At 69.6% G+C, this 22525-nt stretch carries 19 protein-coding genes and 1 riboswitch; of the genes, 5 read left to right on the plus strand and 14 right to left on the minus strand.

All coding sequences use genetic code 11. The annotated features are described in order from the left end of the window. Positions 1-4 precede the first annotated feature (4 nt). A complete protein-coding gene (gene metE / locus C8P66_RS04735; RefSeq protein WP_111397135.1) occupies positions 5-2302 on the minus strand; it encodes a 5-methyltetrahydropteroyltriglutamate--homocysteine S-methyltransferase in 2298 nt (765 codons plus the stop codon). Between the two features lie 76 nt (positions 2303-2378). After that, positions 2379-2587: riboswitch (cobalamin riboswitch) on the minus strand. Between the two features lie 95 nt (positions 2588-2682). On the opposite strand from metE, the gene uvrB reads away from it, so the two are divergent. Next, positions 2683-4821, plus strand: a complete 2139-nt coding sequence (gene uvrB / locus C8P66_RS04740) for an excinuclease ABC subunit UvrB (protein ID WP_245903236.1) — start codon at positions 2683-2685, stop codon at positions 4819-4821. On the opposite strand, the gene C8P66_RS04745 is transcribed toward uvrB, so the two are convergent. The 9 genes from C8P66_RS04745 to C8P66_RS04785 are packed head-to-tail and all read right to left on the minus strand — an operon-like array spanning position 4822 to position 14370. After that, positions 4822-5232 (minus strand): GNAT family N-acetyltransferase, encoded by a 411-nt coding sequence (locus C8P66_RS04745; RefSeq protein WP_245903212.1) that lies wholly within the window; start codon positions 5230-5232, stop codon positions 4822-4824. Positions 5233-5252: 20 nt separating this feature from the next. Further along, positions 5253-5417, minus strand: a complete 165-nt coding sequence (locus C8P66_RS24055; protein ID WP_211314029.1) for a VOC family protein — start codon at positions 5415-5417, stop codon at positions 5253-5255. Next, the gene (locus tag C8P66_RS04755; protein ID WP_111397006.1) at positions 5417-6892 is read right to left on the minus strand and encodes a M81 family metallopeptidase; all 1476 of its coding nucleotides are present in this window, start codon (positions 6890-6892) and stop codon (positions 5417-5419) included. Before C8P66_RS04755 ends, C8P66_RS24055 begins: the two co-directional genes overlap by 1 nt. Further along, positions 6889-8124, minus strand: a complete 1236-nt coding sequence (locus tag C8P66_RS04760) for a Zn-dependent hydrolase (protein WP_111397007.1) — start codon at positions 8122-8124, stop codon at positions 6889-6891. The genes C8P66_RS04755 and C8P66_RS04760 overlap by 4 nt, the downstream gene beginning before the upstream one ends. Beyond that, positions 8121-9410 carry an ArgE/DapE family deacylase gene (locus C8P66_RS04765; RefSeq protein ID WP_111397008.1) on the minus strand — a complete coding sequence of 430 codons (1290 nt, stop codon included), beginning with the start codon at positions 9408-9410 and terminating at the stop codon, positions 8121-8123. The genes C8P66_RS04760 and C8P66_RS04765 overlap by 4 nt, the downstream gene beginning before the upstream one ends. Beyond that, a complete protein-coding gene (locus C8P66_RS04770) occupies positions 9407-11014 on the minus strand; it encodes an ABC transporter ATP-binding protein (protein ID WP_111397009.1) in 1608 nt (535 codons plus the stop codon). Before C8P66_RS04770 ends, C8P66_RS04765 begins: the two co-directional genes overlap by 4 nt. Further along, positions 11011-11847, minus strand: coding sequence for an ABC transporter permease (locus C8P66_RS04775; RefSeq protein WP_111397010.1), 837 nt, complete (start codon positions 11845-11847; stop codon positions 11011-11013). Before C8P66_RS04775 ends, C8P66_RS04770 begins: the two co-directional genes overlap by 4 nt. Continuing rightward, complete coding sequence (locus tag C8P66_RS04780; protein ID WP_111397011.1) at positions 11844-12830, minus strand: ABC transporter permease; 987 nt, start codon at positions 12828-12830, stop codon at positions 11844-11846. The genes C8P66_RS04775 and C8P66_RS04780 overlap by 4 nt, the downstream gene beginning before the upstream one ends. A 4-nt stretch (positions 12831-12834) precedes the next feature. After that, positions 12835-14370, minus strand: a complete 1536-nt coding sequence (locus C8P66_RS04785) for an ABC transporter substrate-binding protein (protein WP_111397136.1) — start codon at positions 14368-14370, stop codon at positions 12835-12837. Positions 14371-14526: 156 nt separating this feature from the next. Between C8P66_RS04785 and C8P66_RS04790 the strand changes: the two genes are divergently transcribed. Both C8P66_RS04790 and C8P66_RS04795 read left to right on the plus strand, forming a co-directional pair. After that, the gene (locus C8P66_RS04790; RefSeq protein ID WP_111397012.1) at positions 14527-15555 is read left to right on the plus strand and encodes a histone deacetylase family protein; all 1029 of its coding nucleotides are present in this window, start codon (positions 14527-14529) and stop codon (positions 15553-15555) included. Beyond that, positions 15552-17042, plus strand: a complete 1491-nt coding sequence (locus C8P66_RS04795; protein WP_111397013.1) for a YifB family Mg chelatase-like AAA ATPase — start codon at positions 15552-15554, stop codon at positions 17040-17042. Before C8P66_RS04790 ends, C8P66_RS04795 begins: the two co-directional genes overlap by 4 nt. Here the strand turns inward: C8P66_RS04795 and C8P66_RS04800 are convergent. Continuing rightward, the gene (locus tag C8P66_RS04800; protein ID WP_111397014.1) at positions 17039-17422 is read right to left on the minus strand and encodes a YraN family protein; all 384 of its coding nucleotides are present in this window, start codon (positions 17420-17422) and stop codon (positions 17039-17041) included. The two genes, C8P66_RS04795 and C8P66_RS04800, sit on opposite strands and share 4 nt — an antisense overlap. A gap of 36 nt (positions 17423-17458) precedes the next feature. On the opposite strand from C8P66_RS04800, the gene ggt reads away from it, so the two are divergent. Then, on the plus strand, positions 17459-19162 hold the full coding sequence (ggt, locus tag C8P66_RS04805) for a gamma-glutamyltransferase (RefSeq protein ID WP_111397015.1): 1704 nt from the start codon (positions 17459-17461) through the stop codon (positions 19160-19162). 49 nt (positions 19163-19211) lie between these two features. After that, on the plus strand, positions 19212-19673 hold the full coding sequence (locus tag C8P66_RS04810) for a CreA family protein (RefSeq protein ID WP_111397016.1): 462 nt from the start codon (positions 19212-19214) through the stop codon (positions 19671-19673). Here the strand turns inward: C8P66_RS04810 and C8P66_RS04815 are convergent. The 3 genes from C8P66_RS04815 to C8P66_RS04825 are packed head-to-tail and all read right to left on the minus strand — an operon-like array spanning position 19664 to position 22522. Next, complete coding sequence (locus C8P66_RS04815; protein WP_111397017.1) at positions 19664-20659, minus strand: ABC transporter ATP-binding protein; 996 nt, start codon at positions 20657-20659, stop codon at positions 19664-19666. The two genes, C8P66_RS04810 and C8P66_RS04815, sit on opposite strands and share 10 nt — an antisense overlap. Then, positions 20652-21620 (minus strand): ABC transporter ATP-binding protein, encoded by a 969-nt coding sequence (locus C8P66_RS04820; protein ID WP_111397018.1) that lies wholly within the window; start codon positions 21618-21620, stop codon positions 20652-20654. The genes C8P66_RS04815 and C8P66_RS04820 overlap by 8 nt, the downstream gene beginning before the upstream one ends. Next, positions 21620-22522, minus strand: a complete 903-nt coding sequence (locus C8P66_RS04825) for an ABC transporter permease (RefSeq protein ID WP_111397019.1) — start codon at positions 22520-22522, stop codon at positions 21620-21622. The genes C8P66_RS04820 and C8P66_RS04825 overlap by 1 nt, the downstream gene beginning before the upstream one ends. Positions 22523-22525: the final 3 nt, after the last annotated feature.

Raw genomic sequence — 22525 nt, forward strand, 5'->3', positions numbered from 1 at the left:
CGGGCTAGGCCAGCTCCGCCCGCAGGATGCGGGCCGCCGCGACCATATTCGCCATCGCCGGCCGCACCTCGGCCCAGCCACGGGTCTTGCAGCCGCAATCGGGGTTGACCCAGAGCCGCTCCGCCGGGACGCGGGCGGCGGCGCGGCGCAGCAGCCCGACCATCTCCTCGACCCCTGGCACGCGCGGGCTGTGGATGTCCCAGACCCCCGGCCCGATGTCGTTCGGATAGGCGAAGCCCTCGAAGGCGCCGAGCAGCTCCATGTCGCTGCGCGTCGTCTCGATCGAGATCACATCGGCATCCATGGCCGCGATGTCCCCGATGATGTCGTTGAACTCAGCGTAGCACATGTGGGTATGGATCTGGGTGTCGTCCCGCACCACCGCCGCGGCCAAGCGAAAGCAGTCCACCGCCCAGGTCAGATAGGCGGCGCGATCGGCCTGGCGCAGCGGCAGCCCTTCCCGGAAGGCGGGCTCGTCGATCTGCACGATGGCGATGCCGGCCGCTTCCAGATCCGCGACCTCGTCGCGGATCGCCAGCGCGATCTGGCGGCACACCGTCTCGCGCGGGATATCCTCGCGCACGAAGGACCAGGCGAGCATCGTCACCGGCCCCGTCAACATCCCCTTCACCGGGCGGCTGGTCAGGGATTGCGCGTAGCTGGCCCAGCGCAGCGTCATCGGCGCTGGGCGGGAGACATCGCCCCAGATGATCGGCGGCGCCACGCAGCGGCTGCCATAGGATTGCACCCAGCCATGTTTGGTGAAGGCGTAGCCGGCGAGCTGCTCGCCAAAATACTTCACCATGTCGTTGCGCTCGAACTCGCCATGGACGGGCACGTCCACGCCGGTCTCCTCCTGCCAGGCGATGGCCTCGGCGGTCAGCCGCTCCATCCCCGCATCATGCTCCGCGGCGGTGATGGTGCCGCGGGCGAGGCGGCCGCGCAGCGCGCGCACCTCGGCGGTCTGGGGGAAGGAGCCGATGGTGGTCACCGGCAGCTTCGGCAGCGACTGCCGCGCCTGCTGGGCGAGCACACGCGTGGCAAAGGGGCTCCGGCGCTGCGCCATCTCCGGCGTCACCGATGCGAGGCGGCGGGCGACGGCCGGGTCATGCGCGGCGGCGCGGGCGGCGGCGATGACGGCGTCGCTCTCCTTCAGCGCCGGGGCGATGGCGGCCTCGCCCTCGTCGATGCCACGGGCGAGCAGCACGATCTCGGCCAGCTTCTCATGGGCGAAGGCGAGGCGCCGGGCCAGGGCCGGGTCGAGGCCGGTCTCCAGTTTCAGCGACTGCGGCACATGCAGCAGCGAGCAGGAGGGAGCGATCATCAGCCGCCGCCCCGCCGCCCGCTGCGCCAGCGCCAGCGCCGCGCGCAGGTCGGTGCGCCAGATGTTCCGCCCATCGACGACGCCGAGCGAGAGCCAGCGATCGGCGGGCCAGGCCGCCAGGGTCGGCTCCAACTGCGCCGGGGCGCGGACGAGGTCGATGTGCAGCCCCGCCACGGGCAGGCTGGCGACGGTGCCGAGCATGTCGCCCAGCCCGCCGAAATAGGTCGCGAGCAGCAGCTTCAACCCCGGGGCCGCGGCCGCCAGCGCGGCATAGGCCAGGCGATACGCCTCGGCCGCGCCGGGGGGCAGGTCGGTCACCAGGCAGGGTTCGTCGATCTGCACCCAGGTCGCGCCGGCCTCGGCGATGCCGCGCAGCGCCTCGGCATAGGCGGGCAGCAGCCCGGGCAGCAAAGCGAGCGGCGGCGTCCCCTCCTCGGTCTTGGACAGCAGCAGGAAGGAGACCGGACCCAGCAGCACCGGCCGGGTGCGGGTGCCGGAGGCAAAGCCCTCGCGCACCGCATCGGCCCAGGGGTTGTGCAGCAGGCGGAAGCAGGTGGCGTGGGACAGGCGCGGGACCAGATAATGGTAGTTGGTGTCGAACCACTTGGTCATTTCCAGCGCCACGGCGCCGGGGGGGATGCCGGCGGCGGCCTCCGCCTCCGACCCACGGGCGCCGCGGGCCAGGGCGAACTGGGTCGCGAGGCTCACCGGCCCCTCGCCCGCCCAGCCATAGCCCCCCGGCACCGCACCGAAGGCGCAGGCGGTGTCGAGCACATGGTCGTAGAGGGCGAAATCGCCCGAGGGGCAGTGGTTGATCCCCGAACCCTGCTGCAACGCCCGGCTGCCGGCGCGCAGGGCGCTGGCGGTGGCGAGCAGATCGGCCTCGGTGCCCTTGCCGGCCCAGAAGGAGTCCAGGGCGGTCTTCAATTCCCGGCGGGGCCCGATGCGGGGGTAGCCGAGGTTGGCGGCGATGGTCATCTCACGCGTCTCCAACGCCCGGTGCGCCCAGCCCGGCCGACGAATGACGGGGCTGCCCGCGCGCGATGTTGCGCGTGGCCGGTCCCCGATGCCGGCAGGTCTCCTGGCTCGCGGGTCATCGCCACCGGCCCCACCTTCCCGCGCGGTTGGCCGCGCAGTGGCCCGCCCCGGTTCAGGGGCGGCAGGGGCCGACGGCTCGCCGCCGACAGTTGCTGGGGCAGCCACCGACTTGGACGGTGTTCCCTCTTGGCCCGCTCGCGCAGGACCGGCATGATATCAACATATCTTTATGTTTTTGAAGCCGCAAGAGACACTGGCGGCGCGGCATGCGGCAGCCCACATTCGCGCCCATGGATCAGATCGCCGCCCCCGCTTTGTTCATGCCGCCGCCGCGGCCCACCCCGCCCTTCACCAAGGCGCTGAAGGTCACCAGCCCCTATGAGCCGGCGGGCGACCAACCGGCCGCGATCCGGGACCTGGTCGCGGGGCTGCAACAGGGCGAGCGGGACCAGGTGCTGCTGGGCGTCACCGGCTCGGGCAAGACGTTTACGATGGCCAAGGTGATCGAGTCGTTGCAGCGGCCGACGCTGGTGCTGGCGCCGAACAAGACGCTGGCGGCGCAGTTGTATGGGGAAATGAAGTCCTTCTTCCCGGACAATGCCGTGGAATACTTCGTCTCCTACTACGACTACTACCAGCCCGAGGCTTATGTGCCGCGGACCGACACCTACATCGAAAAAGACAGCCAGATCAACGAACAGATCGACCGGATGCGGCATGGCGCGACCCAGGCGCTGCTGGAGCGGAACGACGTCATCATCGTCGCCTCGGTGAGTTGCATCTATGGCATCGGCTCGGTCGAAACCTATTCCAACATGACCATCAAGCTGGAACGCGGCGGCAGCATCGACCGCGACCGGCTGGTGAAAGGGCTGGTCGAACAGCAATACCGCCGCAACGACACCAGCTTCGAGCGCGGCACCTTCCGGGTGCGCGGCGAGAATGTGGACCTCTGGCCGGCGCAGATGGAGGATCGCGCCTGGCGCATCTCGCTCTTCGGTGACGAGGTCGAGGCCTTGCGCGAATTCGATCCGCTGACCGGGGAGGTCGCGGGCGACCTCGACGCCATTTCGATCTACGCCAACAGCCATTACGTCACGCCGCGCCCGACGCTGTTGCAGGCGATCGGCGACATCAAGCGCGAGCTGAAGGAACGCCTCGCGGTGCTCTATGCCGAGGGCAAGCTGCTGGAGGCGCAGCGCCTGGAACAGCGCACCACCTTCGACATCGAGATGATGGAGACGACGGGCTCCTGCAAAGGCATCGAGAACTACAGCCGCTACCTCTCCGGCCGCCGCCCGGGCGATCCGCCGCCGACCCTGTTCGAATACCTGCCGGACAATGCGCTGCTGATCGTGGACGAGAGCCATGTCACGGTCCCGCAGGTCGGCGGCATGTACAAGGGCGATTTTTCGCGCAAATCGATCCTCAGCGACTTCGGCTTCCGCCTGCCCTCCTGCATCGACAACCGGCCGCTGAAATTCGAGGAATGGGAGCGGTTCCGCCCCGACACCGTCTTCGTCAGCGCCACCCCCGGACCGTGGGAAATGGAGCGCACCGGCGGCACGTTTGCGGAGCAGATCATCCGGCCGACCGGCCTTGTCGATCCGCTCTACGATATCCGGCCCGTCGAGGGCCAGGTCGATGACCTGCTGGCCGAATGCCGGACGGTCGCCGCGCGTGGCGGCCGCATCCTGGTCACCGTGCTGACCAAGCGCATGGCCGAGGACCTGACCGACTACATGACCGAGGCGGGCATCAAGGTCCGTTACCTACACTCGGATGTCGATACGCTGGAGCGCATCGAGATCATCCGCGACCTGCGCCGCGGCGTCTTCGACGTGCTGGTCGGCATCAATTTGCTGCGCGAGGGGTTGGACATTCCCGAATGCGAGCGCGTCGCCATCCTGGACGCCGACAAGGAAGGGTTTTTGCGCAGCGTCACCTCGCTGATCCAGACCATCGGCCGCGCCGCGCGCAATGCCGATGGGCGGGTGATCCTCTACGCCGATGTGATGACCGAGAGCATGCGCCGCGCGCTGGAGGAAACCGACCGCCGCCGCGCCAAGCAGATCGCCTACAACACCGAGCACGGCATCACGCCGATGAGCATCAAGCGCGACATCTCCGACGTGCTGCACTCGGTATATGAGCAGGATTACGTCACCGTCCCGGCCAGCGAGGGCGATGCCACCGCGAACTTCGTCGGCAAGGATCTGCGCGCCGGCATCGCGGATCTGGAGAAGAAGATGCGCGCCGCCGCCGCCGATCTGGAGTTCGAGACCGCCGCGCGCCTGCGCGACGAGATCAAGCGGCTGGAAGCGCTGGAACTGGGGATGATGCCCAATCTCGCCGGCCGGTCCCTTCAGGCCAGCACGCCCTGGAAGCCGACGCCCATGGGCCCGGGCGGCGGTGGCTGGGACCCCAAGAAGAAGGGTCGCGGCCGCAAGCCGAAGTAGTCAGCCGAGCGGCTTGGCGTGGCTGGCCCCGCGCGGATCGGCCAATGCCACAAAGCCGGTGGCAAGGTAGAACCCCGCCGCATCCTCCGGCGCGCGCACCCGCAGCAGCGGGAAATGCGGCGCGGCCCGCGCCACCATCGCCGCCAGCAGCGCGCGGCCGATCCCCTGCCCGCGCGCCGCCTTGGCAACGTAGAGCCGGCGCACCCGCGCCGCCCCAGGCGCATAGGGATCGCCGCAGACGCCGCCGATCCCGACCAGGGCGCCGTCCCGATAGGCGCCGAACAGCGCCTCACCCGGGCCATCGAAGCGGTTGGTGCCGCTGGCGAATTCCTCAGCCAGCACATCGAGCGCACGAAAACCTTCGGCCCGCGCTGCATTGGCCAAGATGTCGAGGTCGTCGGGAAGGGTCAACAGGCGTTTGATCACGCCTGCTACCGTAGCACGACCGCCAGCTTGTTGCCTTCAGGATCGCGCGGACAGGCGCCGCAGAAATCCGCGCCGTACTGCGGGCGGGGGCCGGGCGCGCCCAGCAACGCGTCATAGAAGACGAGCGCCGTTTCGAACTCCCGCACGCCGACAATGGCGTAGGCGAGCATCAGCCGGCCTTTGGCGAAAGGCGCAAGCCCGGGCGCAGGTGCTGGAACGGCAGCCCGGAGGGATCGGCGACCACCGGGCCGGGGGCGGTGACGATCAGCACCGCCTCGGCGATCGGCTGGAAATCGGCGCGGAAATGTACCGAGGATTTCAGCCCGATGATTGGCACCCCAGCGGGCTCGATGCCCAGATGCCGCAGGATCGCCTGATCATAGGCCTGCATCTTGCGGCTGACGACGATCACGCGGACGCCGCCCTGCACCTCGACCAGCGCGGTCGGGCCGAGGTTCGCCATGTTCCCCCCCGCCATCGGCCCGGTGCACATGAAGCTGCCATCCGACAGCCGCAGCACGCGGGCGGTGCAGGCGAAGGGCACCCCGTCGCTGCGCCCGCCGAGGCTGAGGGAGAGGCTCGCCCCCTCCCCCGCCGCATGGCAGGCGGCGGCCGACTCCGCGTCATTGATCAGCGCCAGCACGGCGCCGCGCGCTTCCTGCCGCACCAGCTCGGCCAGCAGCCCGGTGGTGTCGCCATGGCCGCCGCCGCCGGGATTGTCCTGGGTATCGGCCAGCAGCACGGGGCGGGAGGCCGTGGCGGCCAGCCTCAGCGCCTGGGCCACGCCTTCGGCGGCCGGGAGCACATCGAGGACGAAATCCGTCTCATGCGCCACGAACCAGGCGAGCAGCCCATCGGCGGCGGCATCGGCCGCGGCCTGATCCTCGGCATAGGCGCAGATCGCGGCCCCACAATCGGGGAAATCGGCATAGGGGAAGCCGAAGCAGAGCCCGAGTTCGGCCACGCCCGCCGCGAGCCGGGCACGTTCCTCCATGGCAATCGTCATCGGCGGCACCAGCGTGCACATGCCCGACAGCGGGATCCAGTAGTCGAGCTGGCGGAAGGCGCGGGCGAAGGGCGTGCCGCGCCTGATGCGCGCCAGCAGCAGCGACATCGCGCGTCCGCCCGCCTCCTTCATGTCCACATGCGGATAGGTGCGGAAGGGGGAGAGCGCATCGGCCCGTGCGACCATCGCGGCCGTCAGGTTGCAATGCGGGTCAAGGCTCGCGGTGATCGGCAGATCGGGGCCCGTGATGGCGCGGATGCGGCGCATCAGCTCGCCCTCGGCATCGGGGTAGCCATCGGCCATCGCCGCGCCATGCAGGTCCAGATAGAGCCCGTCCAGCGGCAGCGCGGCCTGAAGATCGGCGCAGATGAGCGAGGCGATGCGCTCGAAGGCTTCCTCATTTACTGGGCCGGCCGGATTGGCCATGGCCCAGCTCAGTGGGACCAGCGTGACGCCAGCGGCTTCGGCGACCGCGATGGCACCGGCGGCGGGCACGGCCGTATTGCGCAGCCCGTCGAGCAGGGTCGCGGGGCGCTGCACCGGCGGCCAGGAGCCCGGGTTGAGGAAATCCGCCCAGGTCGTGGGGTGCGGCGCGAAGGAATGGCTTTCGTGGAGAAAGCCGGCAATGCCAATTCTCATTTCGGTCCTGCTGCGGCGATGACGGCCTCGGCAAGCACCCGCAGCGCGGCTTCCGCCCAGGCCGGGGTGATGCTCTCGGCTTCATTGTGGCTGATGCCCCCGTGGCAGGGGGTGAAGATCATTGTCGCCGGCCTCTGGCGCGCGACATAGACGGCATCATGCCCGATCGCGGTCGGCATCTCGCGATAGCTGATGCCCAGGCGCTGCGCGGCGGTGCGGACATGGCCGACCAGCGCGGGATCGAATTGCACGAGCGGCGAGATCCAGAAATCCTCGACCTCAATCTCCAGATGGCGGCGGGCGGCGATGGCAGCCCCCTCGGCCCGCAGCGCCTCGCCCATCGCCGCCAGGGCCTGCTCATCGGAATGGCGCATGTCCACGCTGAACCAGATCTTGGAGGGCACCACATTGCGGCTGTCGGGGGTGACCAGCAGGCGGCCGACCGTGCCGCGACCGGGCTCCCCGGCGGGGGTCAGCGTGGTCAGCGCGATGCGCTCGATCGCGGCGATGAGTTCGGCGGCCCCCACCATGGCATCGCGGCGCCCGGCCATGGCGCTGCCGCCATGTGCATCCTCACCATGCACCGTCACCTCGTACCAGGCCTGGCACAGCGCATGGGTGACGACGCCGACCGAAATCTCCTCGCGTTCCAGCACCGGGCCCTGTTCGATATGGACCTCGAAATACGCATCGAAATCCGGCAGCGCCTCGGCGCCGGCATAGCCGATGCGGGCCAGTTCCTCGCCGAAGGTGAAGCCGTCGCGATCGGTGCGGGCCAGGGTCTCGGCGGCGGTGAAGATGCCCATGGCGGTGCCGCTGCCCATCATGGGCGGGGAGAAGCGGGCGCCTTCCTCATTGGTCCAGTTGATCAGCAGCAGCGGTGCCTCCGTCTCCACCCCCGCCTCATGCAGCGCGCGCAGCACTTCAAGGCCGGTCAGCACGCCAAGCACGCCATCGAACTTGCCCCCCGTGGGCTGGGTGTCGAGGTGGCTGCCGATCGCCACCGGCTTGCGCGACGGGTCGCGACCGGGGCGGAGGAAGCCCATGTTGCCAAAGGCATCGACCGTTGGCGTGAGGCCGATCGCGGCGCACCAGCTTTCAAGCAGCTTGCGCCCCTCGGCGTCCAGATCGGTCAGCGCCTGACGGTTGCAGCCGCCCTTGGGCGTGCCGCCGATCTTCGCCATCTCCATCAGATCGGCCCAGAGCCGATCACCCGAAAGGGGCAGGTTCATCGCTTGGCCTCCAGCCCGCACCATTCGGCCATGGTCAGCGCGATGGTGGCGGTGATGTCGTGGATGCTGTCCAGGCCTACGCTTTCGTCGATGCCGTGGATTTCCTGCGCATCGGGGCCGAAGCAGGCGACCGGGGTCTTCTGGTAGAGCTGGAAGAAGCGCCCATCGGTCAGCCCGGTCGCGGGGTAGTGGCGCAGTTCCGTGCCCGCGACATCCTGGAAGGTCCTGGTGGCGAGGCGGACGATCTCGGCCTCCATGTCGAAGACGCAGGGGTCGGCCATGAAGCCCTTGAATTCCAGCTTGAACTTCGCGCCGGCGGTGGCTTCGTCGCGGCGGGCGTCCTCGACGATCTTTTCGATGTCGGCGCGAACATTGGCCGCGGTATTGCCCATCATCACCCCGACCCGCATGCCCAGCTTGGCGCGGGTGGGGACGCTGCTGTTCCACTCCCCGCCTTCCAGCGTGCCGATATTGACGTTTACCGGATGATTCACGCCGCGGAAGGAAGCGTGGATCTTTTCACCCCGGTTCTGGTCGTCCTCATAGGATTTGAAGCGGGCGGCGACGGCCATCGCGGCCTCGATCGCATTCACGCCCGCCTTGATGTCGCGCACATGCGCGGGGCGGCCGGTGACGGTGACCCAGGCCCAGACGACGCCGACTTCGGCGGAATACAGCGCCGGCAGGCCGGGACCAGGCTCGGGGATGATGACGGCATCGGGCTTGGGCATCGCGACCATGCAGGCCAGCGCGCCATTGCCGCTGCATTCCTCCTCGATCACCGATTGCATCTGCACCTCGGCGGCGGGTTGCAGCCCCGCAAGGCCGAGCGCCTTGAAGGCCATGCAATAGGCGATGATGCCGGCCTTCATGTCACCGGCGCCACGCCCATACATGCGCCCGTCGCGGATCGAGGGCTCATAGGGCGGCGTGACCCAGATATCCGCGGCCCCCTCCGGCACCACATCGACATGGCCTTGCAGGGTCAGGCTGCGGCCCTTCTTCTCCCGCGGCGTATGGACCGCGACGACATTGTCGCGCCCCTCATAGGAGATCAGCGGCGGCGAGAACCCCGGGTGGTCCGCCAGCGCCACCGGATCGGTCGGCACGCGGAAGGGGTCGAGGCCGAGGCCGCGATACACCCGCTCCATCTCATTCAACGCCGAGGCTTCATTGCCCAGGGTCGAGGGGCAGCGGACGAGGCGTGCCAGCGTCTCGGTGCCCTCATCGCGCAGCGCGCTCACAGCTTCCAGGATGGCGCGACGGGCGCCGGAGTCGATGGTCATGCGGCCTCTCCAAGATCGGGCGGCGTCCAGGCGCGGCCCGGAATGCTGTCCAGCAATTGCTGCGTATAGGGGTGGGCGGGATTGGCGAAAACCTGGCCGACCGGCCCCTGCTCGACGATGGCGCCGCGCTGCATCACCGCGATACGATCGCAGACCTGGGCGGCGACGCGCAGATCATGGGTGATGAAGAGCATGGTCAGCTTTTCCCGCTCGCGGATTTCCGCAAGCAGCGCCAGAACCTCGGCCTGCACCGAGACATCCAGCGCGCTGACCGGTTCATCCGCGATCAGCAGTTCCGGCTTCATCGCCAGCGCCCGGGCGATGCCGATGCGCTGGCGCTGGCCGCCGCTGAATTCATGCGGGTAGCGATCCATCGCACCAGGATCGAGACGCACGATCGCGAGCAGATCGCGGGCGCGTTCCAGCGCCTCGGCGCGCGGCGTGCCATGGGTGATGGGGCCCTCGGCGATGATCTCGCCCACCTTCCGCCGCGGGTTCAGCGAGGCATAGGGGTCCTGGAAGATCATCTGCACGCGCCGGCGGAACGGCTTCATCGCCGCCCGCGACAGCGGCCGCAGATCGGCGCCGTCAAAGTAGATTTCTCCCTTCTCCGGCGTCACCAGTCGCACGACGCAGCGCGCCAAAGTGGATTTGCCGGAACCGCTTTCACCCACCAGCCCCAGCGTTTCTCCGCGCGTCAGAGAAAAATCGGCATCATGCACCGCGCGCAGCATCTTGCCGGCCGAGAACCAGCCGCCACGGTGATAGGTCTTCTCCAGCCCCTGCACCCGCAGCACGTCCCGTCCCTGCGCCCGTGCGACACCGCCGCCCTTGGGAAACCCTGGCACGGCGCGGATCAGCGCCCGGGTGTAGGGATGCTGCGGCCGGTCCAGCACCTCACGTGCGGTGCCGTGTTCGACGATGCGCCCGTGCTGCATCACCGCGACCCGGTCGGCGATCTCCGCGACCACGCCGAAGTCATGGGTGATGAACAGCACGCCGGTGCCGCGCCGCTGCTGGATCTCGCGAATCAGCCGCAGGATCTGCATCTGCGTCGTCACATCCAGCGCCGTGGTCGGCTCATCGGCGATCAGCAGCGCGGGTTCGAGCGCCAGCGCCATGGCGATCATCACCCGCTGCCGCTGCCCGCCCGACAGGCGGAAGGGATGGCTGCGCGCGATCGAGACGGGATCGGGCAGGTTCACCGCGGCCAGAAGCTCCTGCACCCGGCCGCGGTCGGGCGCGCCATGCACCGCCAACGCCTCGCCGATCTGGTCGCCGACGCGCATCAGCGGGTTCAGCGCCGTCATCGGCTCCTGGAAGATCATCGCCATGCGGCTGCCACGCAGTTTTCGCATTGCCTCGGGCGGCTGCGCGCGCAGGTCGATGCCGTCGAGGATGAGGCGCCCCGCGCGCAGCGGCAGGGATTTGGGCAGCAACCCCATCACGGCATTGGCGGTGATGCTCTTGCCCGAGCCGCTCTCGCCGACGACGCAGAGGATCTCCCCGCGCTCGACGGTCAGCGACACATCCTCGATCGCATGCGGCCGGTCCGCACCCGCGGGCAAAGCGACGGTCAGCCCTTCGATGGTCAGGATGCTCATGCCCGCCCCCGTGCGAGGCGCGGGTTCAGCGCATCCGACAGCCCCTCCCCCACCAGGTTCAAGGCCAGCACGGTGAGGAAGATCGCCACGCCGGGAAACACGCTCATCCACCAGGCGAGGCGAATGACGCTGCGCCCCGAGCCGATGAGGAAGCCCCAGGTCATCAGATTGGGATCGCCGAGGCCGAGGAAGGACAGCGCGCTTTCCAGCAGGATCGCCGAGGCCACCATCAGCGAGGCCAGCACCACGATCGGCGACAGCGCATTGGGCAGGATGTCGCCGATGATGATGGCCAGCCGCGACTTGCCGAGGCATTCGGCCGCCTGCACGAATTCACGACCGCGCAGGGACAGGAACTCCGCCCGCACCACCCGCGCCACCGGCGGCCAGGAGACGATGGCGATCGCACCGACGATGGAGGTGATGGAGGGCGAGAAGATCGCGACCAGCAGCACCGCCAGGATGAAGGAGGGGATGGTCTGGAAGAACTCGGTGAAGCGCATCAACGCATCATCCACCCAGCCGCCGGCATAGCCCGCGATGGCGCCGAGGCTCACGCCGATTCCAAGGGATGCGACAGTCGAAACCGCGCCCACCATCAGCGAAATCCGCGCGCCATGCGCGATGCCGGCGGCGACGTCGCGCCCCAGGCTGTCCGAGCCCAGCAGCATCCCCATCTCGCCCGGCGGCATGAAAGGCGCGCCGGCCATGTCCCAGGGGCTGCGCGGGAACAGCACCGGCGCCAGCACCGCCATGGCCGCGACCAGCACCAGGATGACCAGCCCGACCACGGCGCCGCGATTGCGGGCGAAGCGGATCCAAAACTCCGTCATCCCTGCACCTCCACCCGCGGATCGACCATGGCGTAGAGCAGGTCGGTAAAGAGGTTGAAGATCACCACCATCGCCGAAGTGCAGAAGAACACGCCGAGCAGGACAGGATAGTCGCGCGCCAGCAAGGCCTCGAAGGCAAGCCGCCCGATGCCCGGCCAGGCGAAGACCGTCTCGACCAGGATGGAGCCGCCGATCAACTGCCCGGCCTGGATGCCGGCCAGGGTGATGACCGGAAGCAGCGCGTTGCGCAGCACATGGCGGCGCAGGATGCGGCCCTCCGGCACGCCCTTGGCGCGCGCGGTCTTGACGAAATCCTGGTCGGCGACCTCCAGCATCGTCGCCCGTGTCAGCCGTGCATAGACCGCGACGTAGAACAGCCCGAGCGTCAGCGCCGGCAGGATCAGATGCCGGCCGACATCCAGCACGGCCGCGATGCCATGCAGATCGGCGCCGACGGAGTTCATGCCGAAACTCGGCAACCAGCCGAGCACAACCGAGAACAGCAGCACCAGCATCAGCCCGACCCAGAAGATCGGCGTGGCGTAGAAGGTCAGCGCAATCACGGTAATGACGCTGTCCGCCCAGGTACCGACCCGTCGCGCCGCCAGCGCGCCCAAGGTCACGCCGCCGGAGATGGCCAGGGCGAAGGCGACGCCGGTCAGCAGCAGGGTCGGTGGCAGCCGCTGCCAGATCAGCGCCGCCACCCCCATCTGCTGCCGGTGCGAATAGCCGAGGTCGAGCGCCAGCATCCCCCGCACATAGATCCACAACTGTTCCAGCAACGGCTTGTCCAGCCCGAACTGGGTCCGCAGCTGCGCGAGGTAGCGCTCATCCGCCGCCCCCGATTGCCCGGCCATGACGCTGGCCGGATCGCCGGGGGCGGCATGGATCAGGAAGAAATTGCTGACGATGATCGCCAGGATGACGATCGCCGCCTTGATGCCCCGCCGCAGCAGGAAGGCTGGCAGCCGCGACGGGTCCACGCTGTCAGGACGCCAGGAACATGTCGTCGAAGCTGGCGTTCACCCCGGTGCCGCCGGTGATCACATTGTGCAGCTTCCTGTCGTAGATCGTCGGGAACGACATCTCCATCAGCCAGACCTGCGCCACGTCATCCACCAGAAGCTTCTGCACCTCGCTGAAGGCCGCGGCCCGGGCGGCCGGCGCGGCCGAGGTCCGCGCCGTGGCGAAGAGCTCATCCACCTTGGGGTTGGCATAGCCGCCGGTGTTGGTGAAGGTCACCTTCTGGATGTTGGAGCTGACATAGGTCCGCTCGACGCCGAGCGTGGGATCGCCGAATTGGTACACGAAGTTGATCGAGGTCTCGTATTCCCAGGCACCGATGCGCCGCGCCCAGGAGCCGGCGTCGGTGGCTTCCAGCACCAGATCGATGCCGACCGCGCGCATCGACTGGCGCAGATATTCGCCGAGCCGCGCCCAGACCTCGCCATAGGGCAGCACGAGATGCTTGATCGAGGCACGCACGCCCTGGGCGTTCGGCCGCAGCCCGGCGGCATCGAGCAACTGCATCGCCGCGCGCGGATCATAGGGCGGCAGCTTCACGGCCGGATCGTGGAAGCGCGTGGTGCTGGCGACCGGGCTGGTCGCCGGCTTGTTGATGCCGAACCAGAGCCGCTGCGTGATGAAGCTGCGGTCGATCGCCTGGCTGATCGCCCGCCGCACCCGCACATCGTTGAGCGGCGCCGCGCGATGGTTGATCTCCATCCAGGCCAGCGGGGAGAAATACTCCCAGCCCTTGGTTTCCACCGCCAGATTCGGTATCGCCTGCAACGTCGGCACGTCGAAGGGCTCGATGTCGTTGGAATGCGCCAGCACCGTCTGGCCGGTTTCCATCGCCAGGCGCCGGCTTTGGCTGTCCGGCACGATACGGAAGATGATCGCGTCGAGATAGGGCTGGTTCGGCTTCCAGTAGTCGGCGAAGCGCTCCAGCCGGATGAAATTGCCGCGCTGCCATTCGGCGAAGCGGAAGGGGCCGGTGCCGATCGGATGCTGCACCGAAGGCGCCTGACGGTAGTCCCGCCCGTCGAAGGCCGCCTTGGACACGATCGCGCAGGCGGTCACGTCGAACATCAGCAGGAAGGGCTCGAAGGCCTGCTTCAGCGTGAAGACCACGGTATGCGGATCGGGTGCCGCGGCGCTTTCGATCATGCTGAAGATGGCGCGCGCCCGCGGCGCCAGCTCGAAATGGAATTTGGTGACGGAGAAGACGACGTCATCGGCCGTCATCGGCGTGCCGTCGTGGAACTTCACATTGGGCTGCAGCTTGAACGTATAGACCTTGCCATCCGGCGAGATGGTCCAGGATTGCGCCAGCTCCGGCAGCGGCTCCAGCGTCGGGCTGAACTTCACCAGCCCCTGGAAGATCTTCGACGCCGCGATCAGGGTCGGTCCCTGGTTGTTGACGCCGATCTGCAGGATCGGCGGTTCCGGCGTCAGCATCGTGGTCAAGGTGCCGCCACGGCGCGGCGTGATGCCCTGCGCGATCGCATCCGATACCCGCATCAGCCCGGAAGCCGCCAATACTCCGCCCGCGGCCGAAGCCGCCGTGAATCCACGACGTGAAACGCCCATTGCTTGTCTCCCAGACTTGCGAAGGCGGAAGGCTACGCTGCGGCGCAGCGGCTCGACAACCCGCGCGTCACTGGCGATGCTCCGGCAATGAAATGCTTCGACACGACGGGCGATGCCGCCCATGCGCCCGGCTTCTTCCTGATGCGGGGCGCGGTCCGCCAGAATTATGAGGTTCCCGCGCGCGCCACGGCGCTGCGGGAGGGGCTGGCGCGCCTCGGCCTCACCCCCGCTTCGGTCGCCCCGGCAACACGGGCGGCGCTGCTGTCGGTGCATGACGCCGCCTATCTGGATTTCCTCGAATCGGCCGCCGCCGATTGGGCCGCGCTGCCCGAGGCAGGCCCCGAGGTCGTCGCCAACATTCATCCCAGCCCCGAGATGCTGGCCCAGGGCGGCACGGTCGCCGCGAGCATCATCAGCCGCGCCGGCTGGTTCACCGCCGATTGCGCCTGCCCCATCGGGGCGGGCACCTGGGCCGCCTCCATCGCCGCGGCCGGGGCCGCGCTGGCAGCCGCCGCCGAGGCCGCGGCGGGGCGCTCGGCCTATGCGCTCTGCCGCCCGCCCGGCCATCACGCCTATGCGGCGCGCGCCGGCGGTCATTGCTACATCAACAATGCGGCGCTCGCGGCACAGGCGCTGCGCGATGCGGGGGCGAAGCGGGTCGCGGTGCTCGACATCGACAGCCACCACGGCAATGGCACCCAGGGCATTTTCTGGGACCGGGCGGATGTGCTGACGATCAGCCTGCATGCCGACCCCACCCGCTACTACCCCTGGTTCGTCGGCCATGCCGCGGAGACCGGCGGCGCGCCCGGCGGCAACCTCAACCTGCCGCAGCCCTTCGGCACCGGCGACGACGTCTGGCTCGCCGCCCTCGACGATGGCATCCGCGCGGTGAAGGCATTTGGCGCCGAGGCGCTGGTGGTGCCACTCGGCTTCGATGCCTCGGAACACGAGCCGCTGGCGGCGCTGAAGGTCACCGCCGATGGCTTTGCCCGGGCCGGGGCGGCGATCGGCGCCCTCGGCCTGCCGACCGCGATCACCCAGGAGGGTGGCTACAACATCGATGTCATCGGCGATCTGCTCGCCCGCTTCCTGACCGGCTTCGGCAACAGGTGATCGCCCGCGTCGCGAGCTTCGCCTTCACCGGGATGGAGCCGCGGGAGGTCGAGGTCCAGGTCCAGATCGCGCCGGGGATGCCCGCCTTCACGCTGGTCGGGCTGGCCGACAAGGCGGTGGGCGAAAGCCGGGAGCGGGTGCGGGCGGCGCTGGCCTCGCTCGGCCTGTCGCTGCCGCCGAAGCGGGTGCTGGTGAACCTGGCCCCCGCCGATCTGGTCAAGGAAGGCTCGCACTACGACCTGCCCATCGCGCTCGCCTTGCTGGCCGCGATGGATCTGCTGCCGGCCGAGGAGATGCTGCGCTTCTGCGCCCTCGGCGAACTGGCGCTGGATGGCGCGCTGCTGCCGGTGCCGGGGGTGCTGCCTGCGGCCCTGGCGGCGGCGGGGCGCCAGATGGGGCTGATCTGCCCGGCGTCGCAGGGCGGCGAGGCGGCCTGGGCCGGGCCCATCGAAATCCTGGCGCCGCCGAACCTCGGCGTGCTGATCAACCACATGCGCGGCACGCAGGTTCTGGAAGCCCCGAACCCCGCGCCGCCACAGGAACACGCGCCCGATGGGCTGTGCCTGAGCCAGGTGAAGGGGCAGGAGACCGCCAAGCGCGCGCTGGAGATTGCCGCGGCCGGTGGGCACAATCTGGTTTTGATCGGCCCGCCGGGTGCGGGAAAATCCATGCTGGCGCAGCGCCTGCCGGGGCTGCTGCCCGATCTGCTGCCGGCGGAGGCGCTGGAGGCCTCCATCGTCCATTCCGTCTCCGGCATGCTGCGCGAGGGGCGGCTGCTGCGCCGCCCGCCGTTCCGCAGCCCGCACCACTCGGCCTCGATGGCCGCCCTGGCCGGGGGCGGGCCGCGGGCGCGGCCGGGCGAGATCAGCCTCGCACACCACGGCGTGCTGTTCCTGGATGAATGGCCGGAGTTTCCCCGCCCGGCGCTGGAAGCGCTGCGCCAGCCGATGGAAAGCGGCGAGGTGGTGATCGCGCGTGCCGCCTCGCGCACCGTCTGGCCGGCGCGGTTCCAACTGGTGGCGGCGATGAACCCCTGCCGCTGCGGCATGCTGGGCGATGCGGGGCGGGAATGCGCCCGCGCGCCGGGCTGCGGCGGGGACTACCAGAAGCGCCTGTCGGGCCCCTTGCTGGACCGGATGGATCTGGCGGTGGAGGTGCAGCCGGTGCCGCCCGCCGAGCTTGCCCGCGCGCCGGCGGGCGAGACCAGCGTGGCCGTCGCCACCCGTGTGGCCGCTGCGCGGACGCGTGCGCTGGCGCGCGGCGAGGTGACCGCGACGGCGCAGCACGACACGCTGCGCGCCGGCTTCGACAGCGCCGCGGCGAGCCTGGTCGAACAGGCGGCCGAGCGCCTCGGGCTTTCGGCGCGGGGGCAGGTGCGGAGCATGCGCGTCGCGCGCACCATCGCCGATCTGGCCGGCGCCGCCATGGTGGGGCGGGTGCATGTCGCGGAGGGGCTGGGCTACCGGATGCGAAGCTGGCGGGGCTAATCCCCGATCCGGAACGCATCGGCGATGCGCCGCATCCGCCCCGCGCCATCGACCAGCAGCACATCGAAGCGCACGCCCGCCACCCCCTGCCCCGGGTTCTGCCCCAGCCACCATTCCCCGGCTGCCAGCAGGCGCCCTTGCTGCCGTGCGCCCAGCGAGAAGGCCGCCTCGGACAGCGTCGCGCGGGCCTTCACCTCCACGAAGACGAGCAGCCCGTCGCGGGCCACGATCAGGTCGATCTCCCCCGCCGGCGTCCGCACCCGCCGGGCGAGGGCGAAAAAACCCTCGGCGGCCAGCGCCGCTTCGGCACGGGACTCCGCCGCGCGGCCACGCGCCTCGGCCGCCATGCGCGTCGCGGTTTTGTCGGCGGGCGCGGTCATGCCAGCCTGCGCCGATCCCATTGCCGAGGCCCTGTCATGCGCCGCCTGATCCTCGCCGTCCTGCTGCTCGCGGCAGCCCCCAGCCTCGCCCAAACCCCGGCGCGGCGCCACATGGTCGCCGCCGCCCATTCGCTGGCGGCCGAGGCCGGTCGCGACATGCTGCGCGCCGGGGGCAGCGCCACCGATGCGGCCATCGCGGTGCAGGCCGTGCTGGGGCTGGTCGAACCCCAGGCCTCCGGCATCGGCGGCGGGGCGGTGATCCTGCATTTCGACGCGAAACGCGGCCAGACCACCGCCTGGGACGGGCGCGAGGCCGCCCCGGCCGGCGCCACGCCCGGGCTGTTCTTGCGCCCCGACGGCACGCCTTTGCCCTTCACCGAGGCGGTGATGTCCGGCCGCAGCATCGGCGTGCCCGGCGCGCTGGCGGCGCTGGAGGCGCTGCACCGGTTGCAGGGCCGGCTGCCCTGGGCGCGGCTTTTTGGGCCGGCCATCGCGCTTGCCGAGGATGGCTTCGTCATCACGCTCCGCCTTGCCGGCGCCATCGCTGAGTCCGCCGAGAAGATGCGCCGCAGCCCCACCGCCGCCGCCTATTTCCTCGCCCCCGACGGCACCCCCTGGCCGGAAGGGCACCTGCTCCGCAACCCCGCCTATGCCGCGACCCTCAGGACCCTCGCCGCCGAGGGTGCCGATGCCCTGCTGACCGGGCCGATCGCCGAGGACATCGCCGCCGCCGCCCGTGCCTGGGGCGAGGGCGGCACCATGACCACCGCGGACCTCGCAGCCTACAGGCCCGTGCTGCGGGAGCCGGTCTGCGGTCCCTATCGGGCGGTGGTGGTCTGCGGCTTCCCGCCGCCCTCCTCCGGTGGCGTCGCGGTCGGGCAGATCCTGGGCGTGCTGGAGCATTTGGACATGGCCGCCCTGCCGCCACGCAGCCTCCAGGCGGCGCATGTCTTCGCCGAGGCCGCGCGGCTCGCCTTCGCCGATCGCAACCTCTATCTGGCCGACAGTGACTTCGTGGCCGTGCCGCTGCGCGGCTTGCTGGACCGTGGGTATCTCTCCCAACGCGCGCAACGGCTGGACCCGACCCGCGCCGATCCCGCGCCCCGCGCCGGAAACCCCGATTGGCGTCGCGCCGGACACCTCGATTGGCGCCGCGCCGCCTGGGCGCCGCAGCCGGAGCAACCCGAATACGGCACCAGCCACATCTCCATCATCGATGACGCCGGCAATGCGATTTCGATGACCACCACGGTGGAAAGCGTCTTCGGCAGCTTCGCGATGGTGCGCGGATTCCTGCTGAACAACGAGCTGACCGACTTCTCCTTCCGGCCCGAGGTCGATGGCCGCCCCGTCGCCAACCGGGTGGAACCCGGCAAGCGGCCACGCTCCTCGATGTCGCCGAGCCTGGTGTTCGATCGCGACGGGCACCTGCTTCTGGCGGTAGGATCGCCGGGCGGCGGGCGCATCATCAGCTTCACCGCCCAGGCGCTGGTCGGGATACTGGACTGGGGGCTGACGCCGCAACAGGCGATCGACCTGCCCCGCATCGTGACCCTGGGCGGGCCGGTGGAGCTGGAAGCCGGCACCGAGGCCGCCGATCTGGCGCCGGGCCTGCAAGCCATGGGGCACCGGGTGGTGGTGCAGGCCGAAACCTCCGGGCTGCACGCGATCCTGGTCACGCCGCAGGGTCTGGTCGGCGGGGCCGACCGGCGGCGGGAGGGCGTCGCCCTCGGCGACTGAAACCAGGCGGCGCTTCGACGCGTTGCCGAACCAATACGGAGACCGACCCATGCGACGCCTGCTGATTGCCTTGTTGCTCATCGCCCCCGCGGCGCATGCGGAGGATTCGGTCGAGATCGGCCATGTCGCGACGGCGCTGACGAACCTCGGCCTGACGCGCAGCCATCGCGTCGTGGTCGAGCGCTTCGACGATCCGGAAATCCAGGGTGTGTCCTGCTACATCAGCCAGGCGCGCACCGGCGGGTTGTCGGGGATGGTCGGGCTGGCCGAGGATCCCTCGCGCTTCTCGCTGAACTGCACCGCCACCGGCGAGGTCCATGTCAGCGACCGCGCCCGGCGCGGCGAACGCGGCGAGCAGATCTTCGAAAGCGCCACCAGCCTGTTCTTCAAGGAAACCCGCGTCCATCGCTTCCTGGACGAGGAGCGCAAGGTGATCGTCTATATGGCCTGGAGCACCAGGCTCGTGGATGGCAGCCCCTACAACGCGGTCTCCGCCGTCTCCTACCGCTGAGCCTCTCGCCCTTCCTCGACGGCGTGGCAGGCGACCAGCGTCGCGCCGGCCGCCAGCATCTCCGGCCGCACGGCGCGGCAGCGGTCATTGGCCAGCGGGCAGCGCGGATGGAAGGGGCAGCCTGAGGGCGGGTCGATCGGACTCGGCACCTCTCCCCCCACGGGGACGCGGATGCGGCCGGTCATCTCCAGATCCGGGATCGCCTCCATCAAGGCGCGCGTATAGGGGTGGCGCGGCGCACCGAAGAGCACTTCCGAAGGCGCGTTCTCGACGATCCGGCCGAGGTACATGACCCCGATGCGGTCGCTGACCTGGCGCACCACGGCGAGGTTGTGGCTGATGAAGAGGTAGGTCAGCCCCAGCCGCTGCTGCAATTCCTTCATCAGGTTCAGGATCTGCGCCTGGACCGAGACATCCAGCGCCGAGGTCGGCTCGTCGCAGACCAGGAACTCGGGCGAGGAGGACAGCGCGCGGGCGATGCTGATGCGCTGCCGCTGGCCGCCGGAGAACTCATGCGGGAATTTCTGGCCATCCAGCGGGGACAGGCCCACCTGGGTCAGCGCCTCGCCCACGCGCTCCATCACCTCATCGCCGCGGGCGATGTGGAAGGCGCGGATCGGCTCGGCCACGATGTCCCGCACCCGCCAGCGCGGGTTGAGGCTGGCATAGGGGTCCTGGAAGATCATCTGCATGCGGCGGCGCTGCGCCGCCTGTCCGCGCGCCTCGGCGAGGTCGCGGCCGTCGAAGACGACCTCGCCACGCGTCGGGCGGTACAGCCCCACCATCATCCGCGCGATGGTCGATTTGCCGCAGCCGGATTCCCCGACCAGCGACAGCGTGGTGCCCTTGGGGATGGTGAAGGACACGCCATCCACCGCCTTCAACGTCCGCCGCCCCTCGCGCGCGATGAGGCGCTGCACCAGCGGGCGGGAGACATCGAAGTAGCGCGCGATGTCCAGCGCTTCGATGAAGCGCGCGTCAGACATTGTCGTAGAGCCAGCAGGCGGCCTGGGTCGGTCCCGCATCCATCAGATCCGGCCGGTCCCCAAGGCAGCGCCCGAACACCTTGGGGCAGCGCGGGTTGTAGGCGCAGCCTGGCGGGATCGCGGTCAGCCGCGGCATCGAACCGTCGATCTGCGCGAGGCGCTCCACCCTGCGGTCCAGCGGCGGGATCGAGCCCATCAGCCCCTGCGAATAGGGGTGGCGCGCATGCAGCACGACCTGCCGCACCGGGCCGATCTCGGCGATGCGGCCGGCGTACATGACGGCGACGCGATCGGCGGTTTCGGCGATCACCCCCATGTCATGCGTGATCAGCATCATCGCCGTGCCCTTGTCCCGTGCCAGCGTCTTCAGCAGCGCGATCACCTGCGCCTGGATGGACACGTCCAGCGCCGTGGTGGGTTCATCGGCGACGATCAGCTTGGGCTCGGCGCACAGCGCCAGCGCGATCACCACCCGCTGCCGCATGCCGCCGGAGAACTCATGCGGATAGGCATCGATGCGCTGGGCCGCGGCGGGAATGCCGACCTGCTCCAACCAGCCGATCGCGCGGCGGCGGGCCTCATCCGGGGTGATCGGCAGATGCGTGGTCATGGTCTCCACCAACTGCTGCCCCACGGAATAGAGCGGGTTCAGCGTGGTCAGCGGGTCCTGGAAGATCGCGCCGATCTCGCGGCCGCGGATGCGGCGCAGCTCGGCATAGGGCAGCGCGTCGATCCGCCGCCCGTTCAGCAGGATCTCGCCCCGCGCGATGCGCCCCGGCGGTTCCAGCAGGCCGATGATCGCGGCCCCGGTCATGGATTTCCCGGCGCCGGATTCCCCGACCACGCCCAGGATCTCACCGGGTTCGATGCTGAAGGAGACATCGTCCAGCGCCGTCAGGATGCCGCGCCGCGTCGGGAATTCGACGCGGAGATTGCGGACTTCGAGCAAAGGAGCGGCCATCAGCGCAGCCTCGGGTTCAGCGCATCGCGCAGCCAGTCGCCCAGCAGGTTCACCGACAGCACCAGCAACACCAGCGCCGCCCCCGGGAAGATCGTGATCCACCATTCGCCGGAGAACAGGAAGTCATTGCCGATCCGGATCAGCGTGCCGAGCGAGGGCTGCGTCGGCGGCACCCCCACGCCCAGGAAGGACAAGGTCGCCTCCGCCAGCACCGCGAAGCCGAGGTTGAGGGTTGCGATCACCAGCACCGGCCCGGTGACGTTCGGCAGCACATGCGAGAAGATGATGCGCGGCGAGGAGATGCCGATCACCCGCGCCGCCTGCACGTATTCCTTGTTGCGCTCCACCAGCGTCGAGCCGCGCACGGTACGCGCGAACTGCGGCCAGTTGCTGATCCCGATCGCGAAGATGACGACATAGAGCGCGATCTGGTCATGCACCTCGCGCGGCAATGCCGCGCGGACCACGCCATCGACCAGAAGTGCCACCAGGATCGAGGGGAAGGTCAGCTGGATATCCGCGATCCGCATCAGCGCCGAATCCACGAAGCCGCCGAAGTAGCCCGCGGCCAGCCCCACCACCACGCCGAGGCTGGTCGAGAACAGCACCGCCGCCGCCCCCACCAGCAGCGAGATCCGGGCGCCATACAGGATCGCCGAGAACAGGTCCCGCCCCTGGTCGTCGGTACCGAGCGGATACTCCCTGTCGCCATCGGCAGTCCAGGCCGGCGGCTTGAAGGCATCCATCAGGTTCAGGCTGGCGAGGTCGAAGGGGTTGTGCGGCGCCACCACCGGCGCCAGCACAGCGCCCGCGACCAGCAGGATCGCCACGATCGCCGAGACGATGGTCACCGGATTGCGGCTGAAGGAATACCAGAGGTCGCTGTCGAAGAAGCGGCGCATCGT

The organism is Humitalea rosea, assembly GCF_003253705.1.
GTDB lineage: Bacteria > Pseudomonadota > Alphaproteobacteria > Acetobacterales > Acetobacteraceae > Humitalea > Humitalea rosea.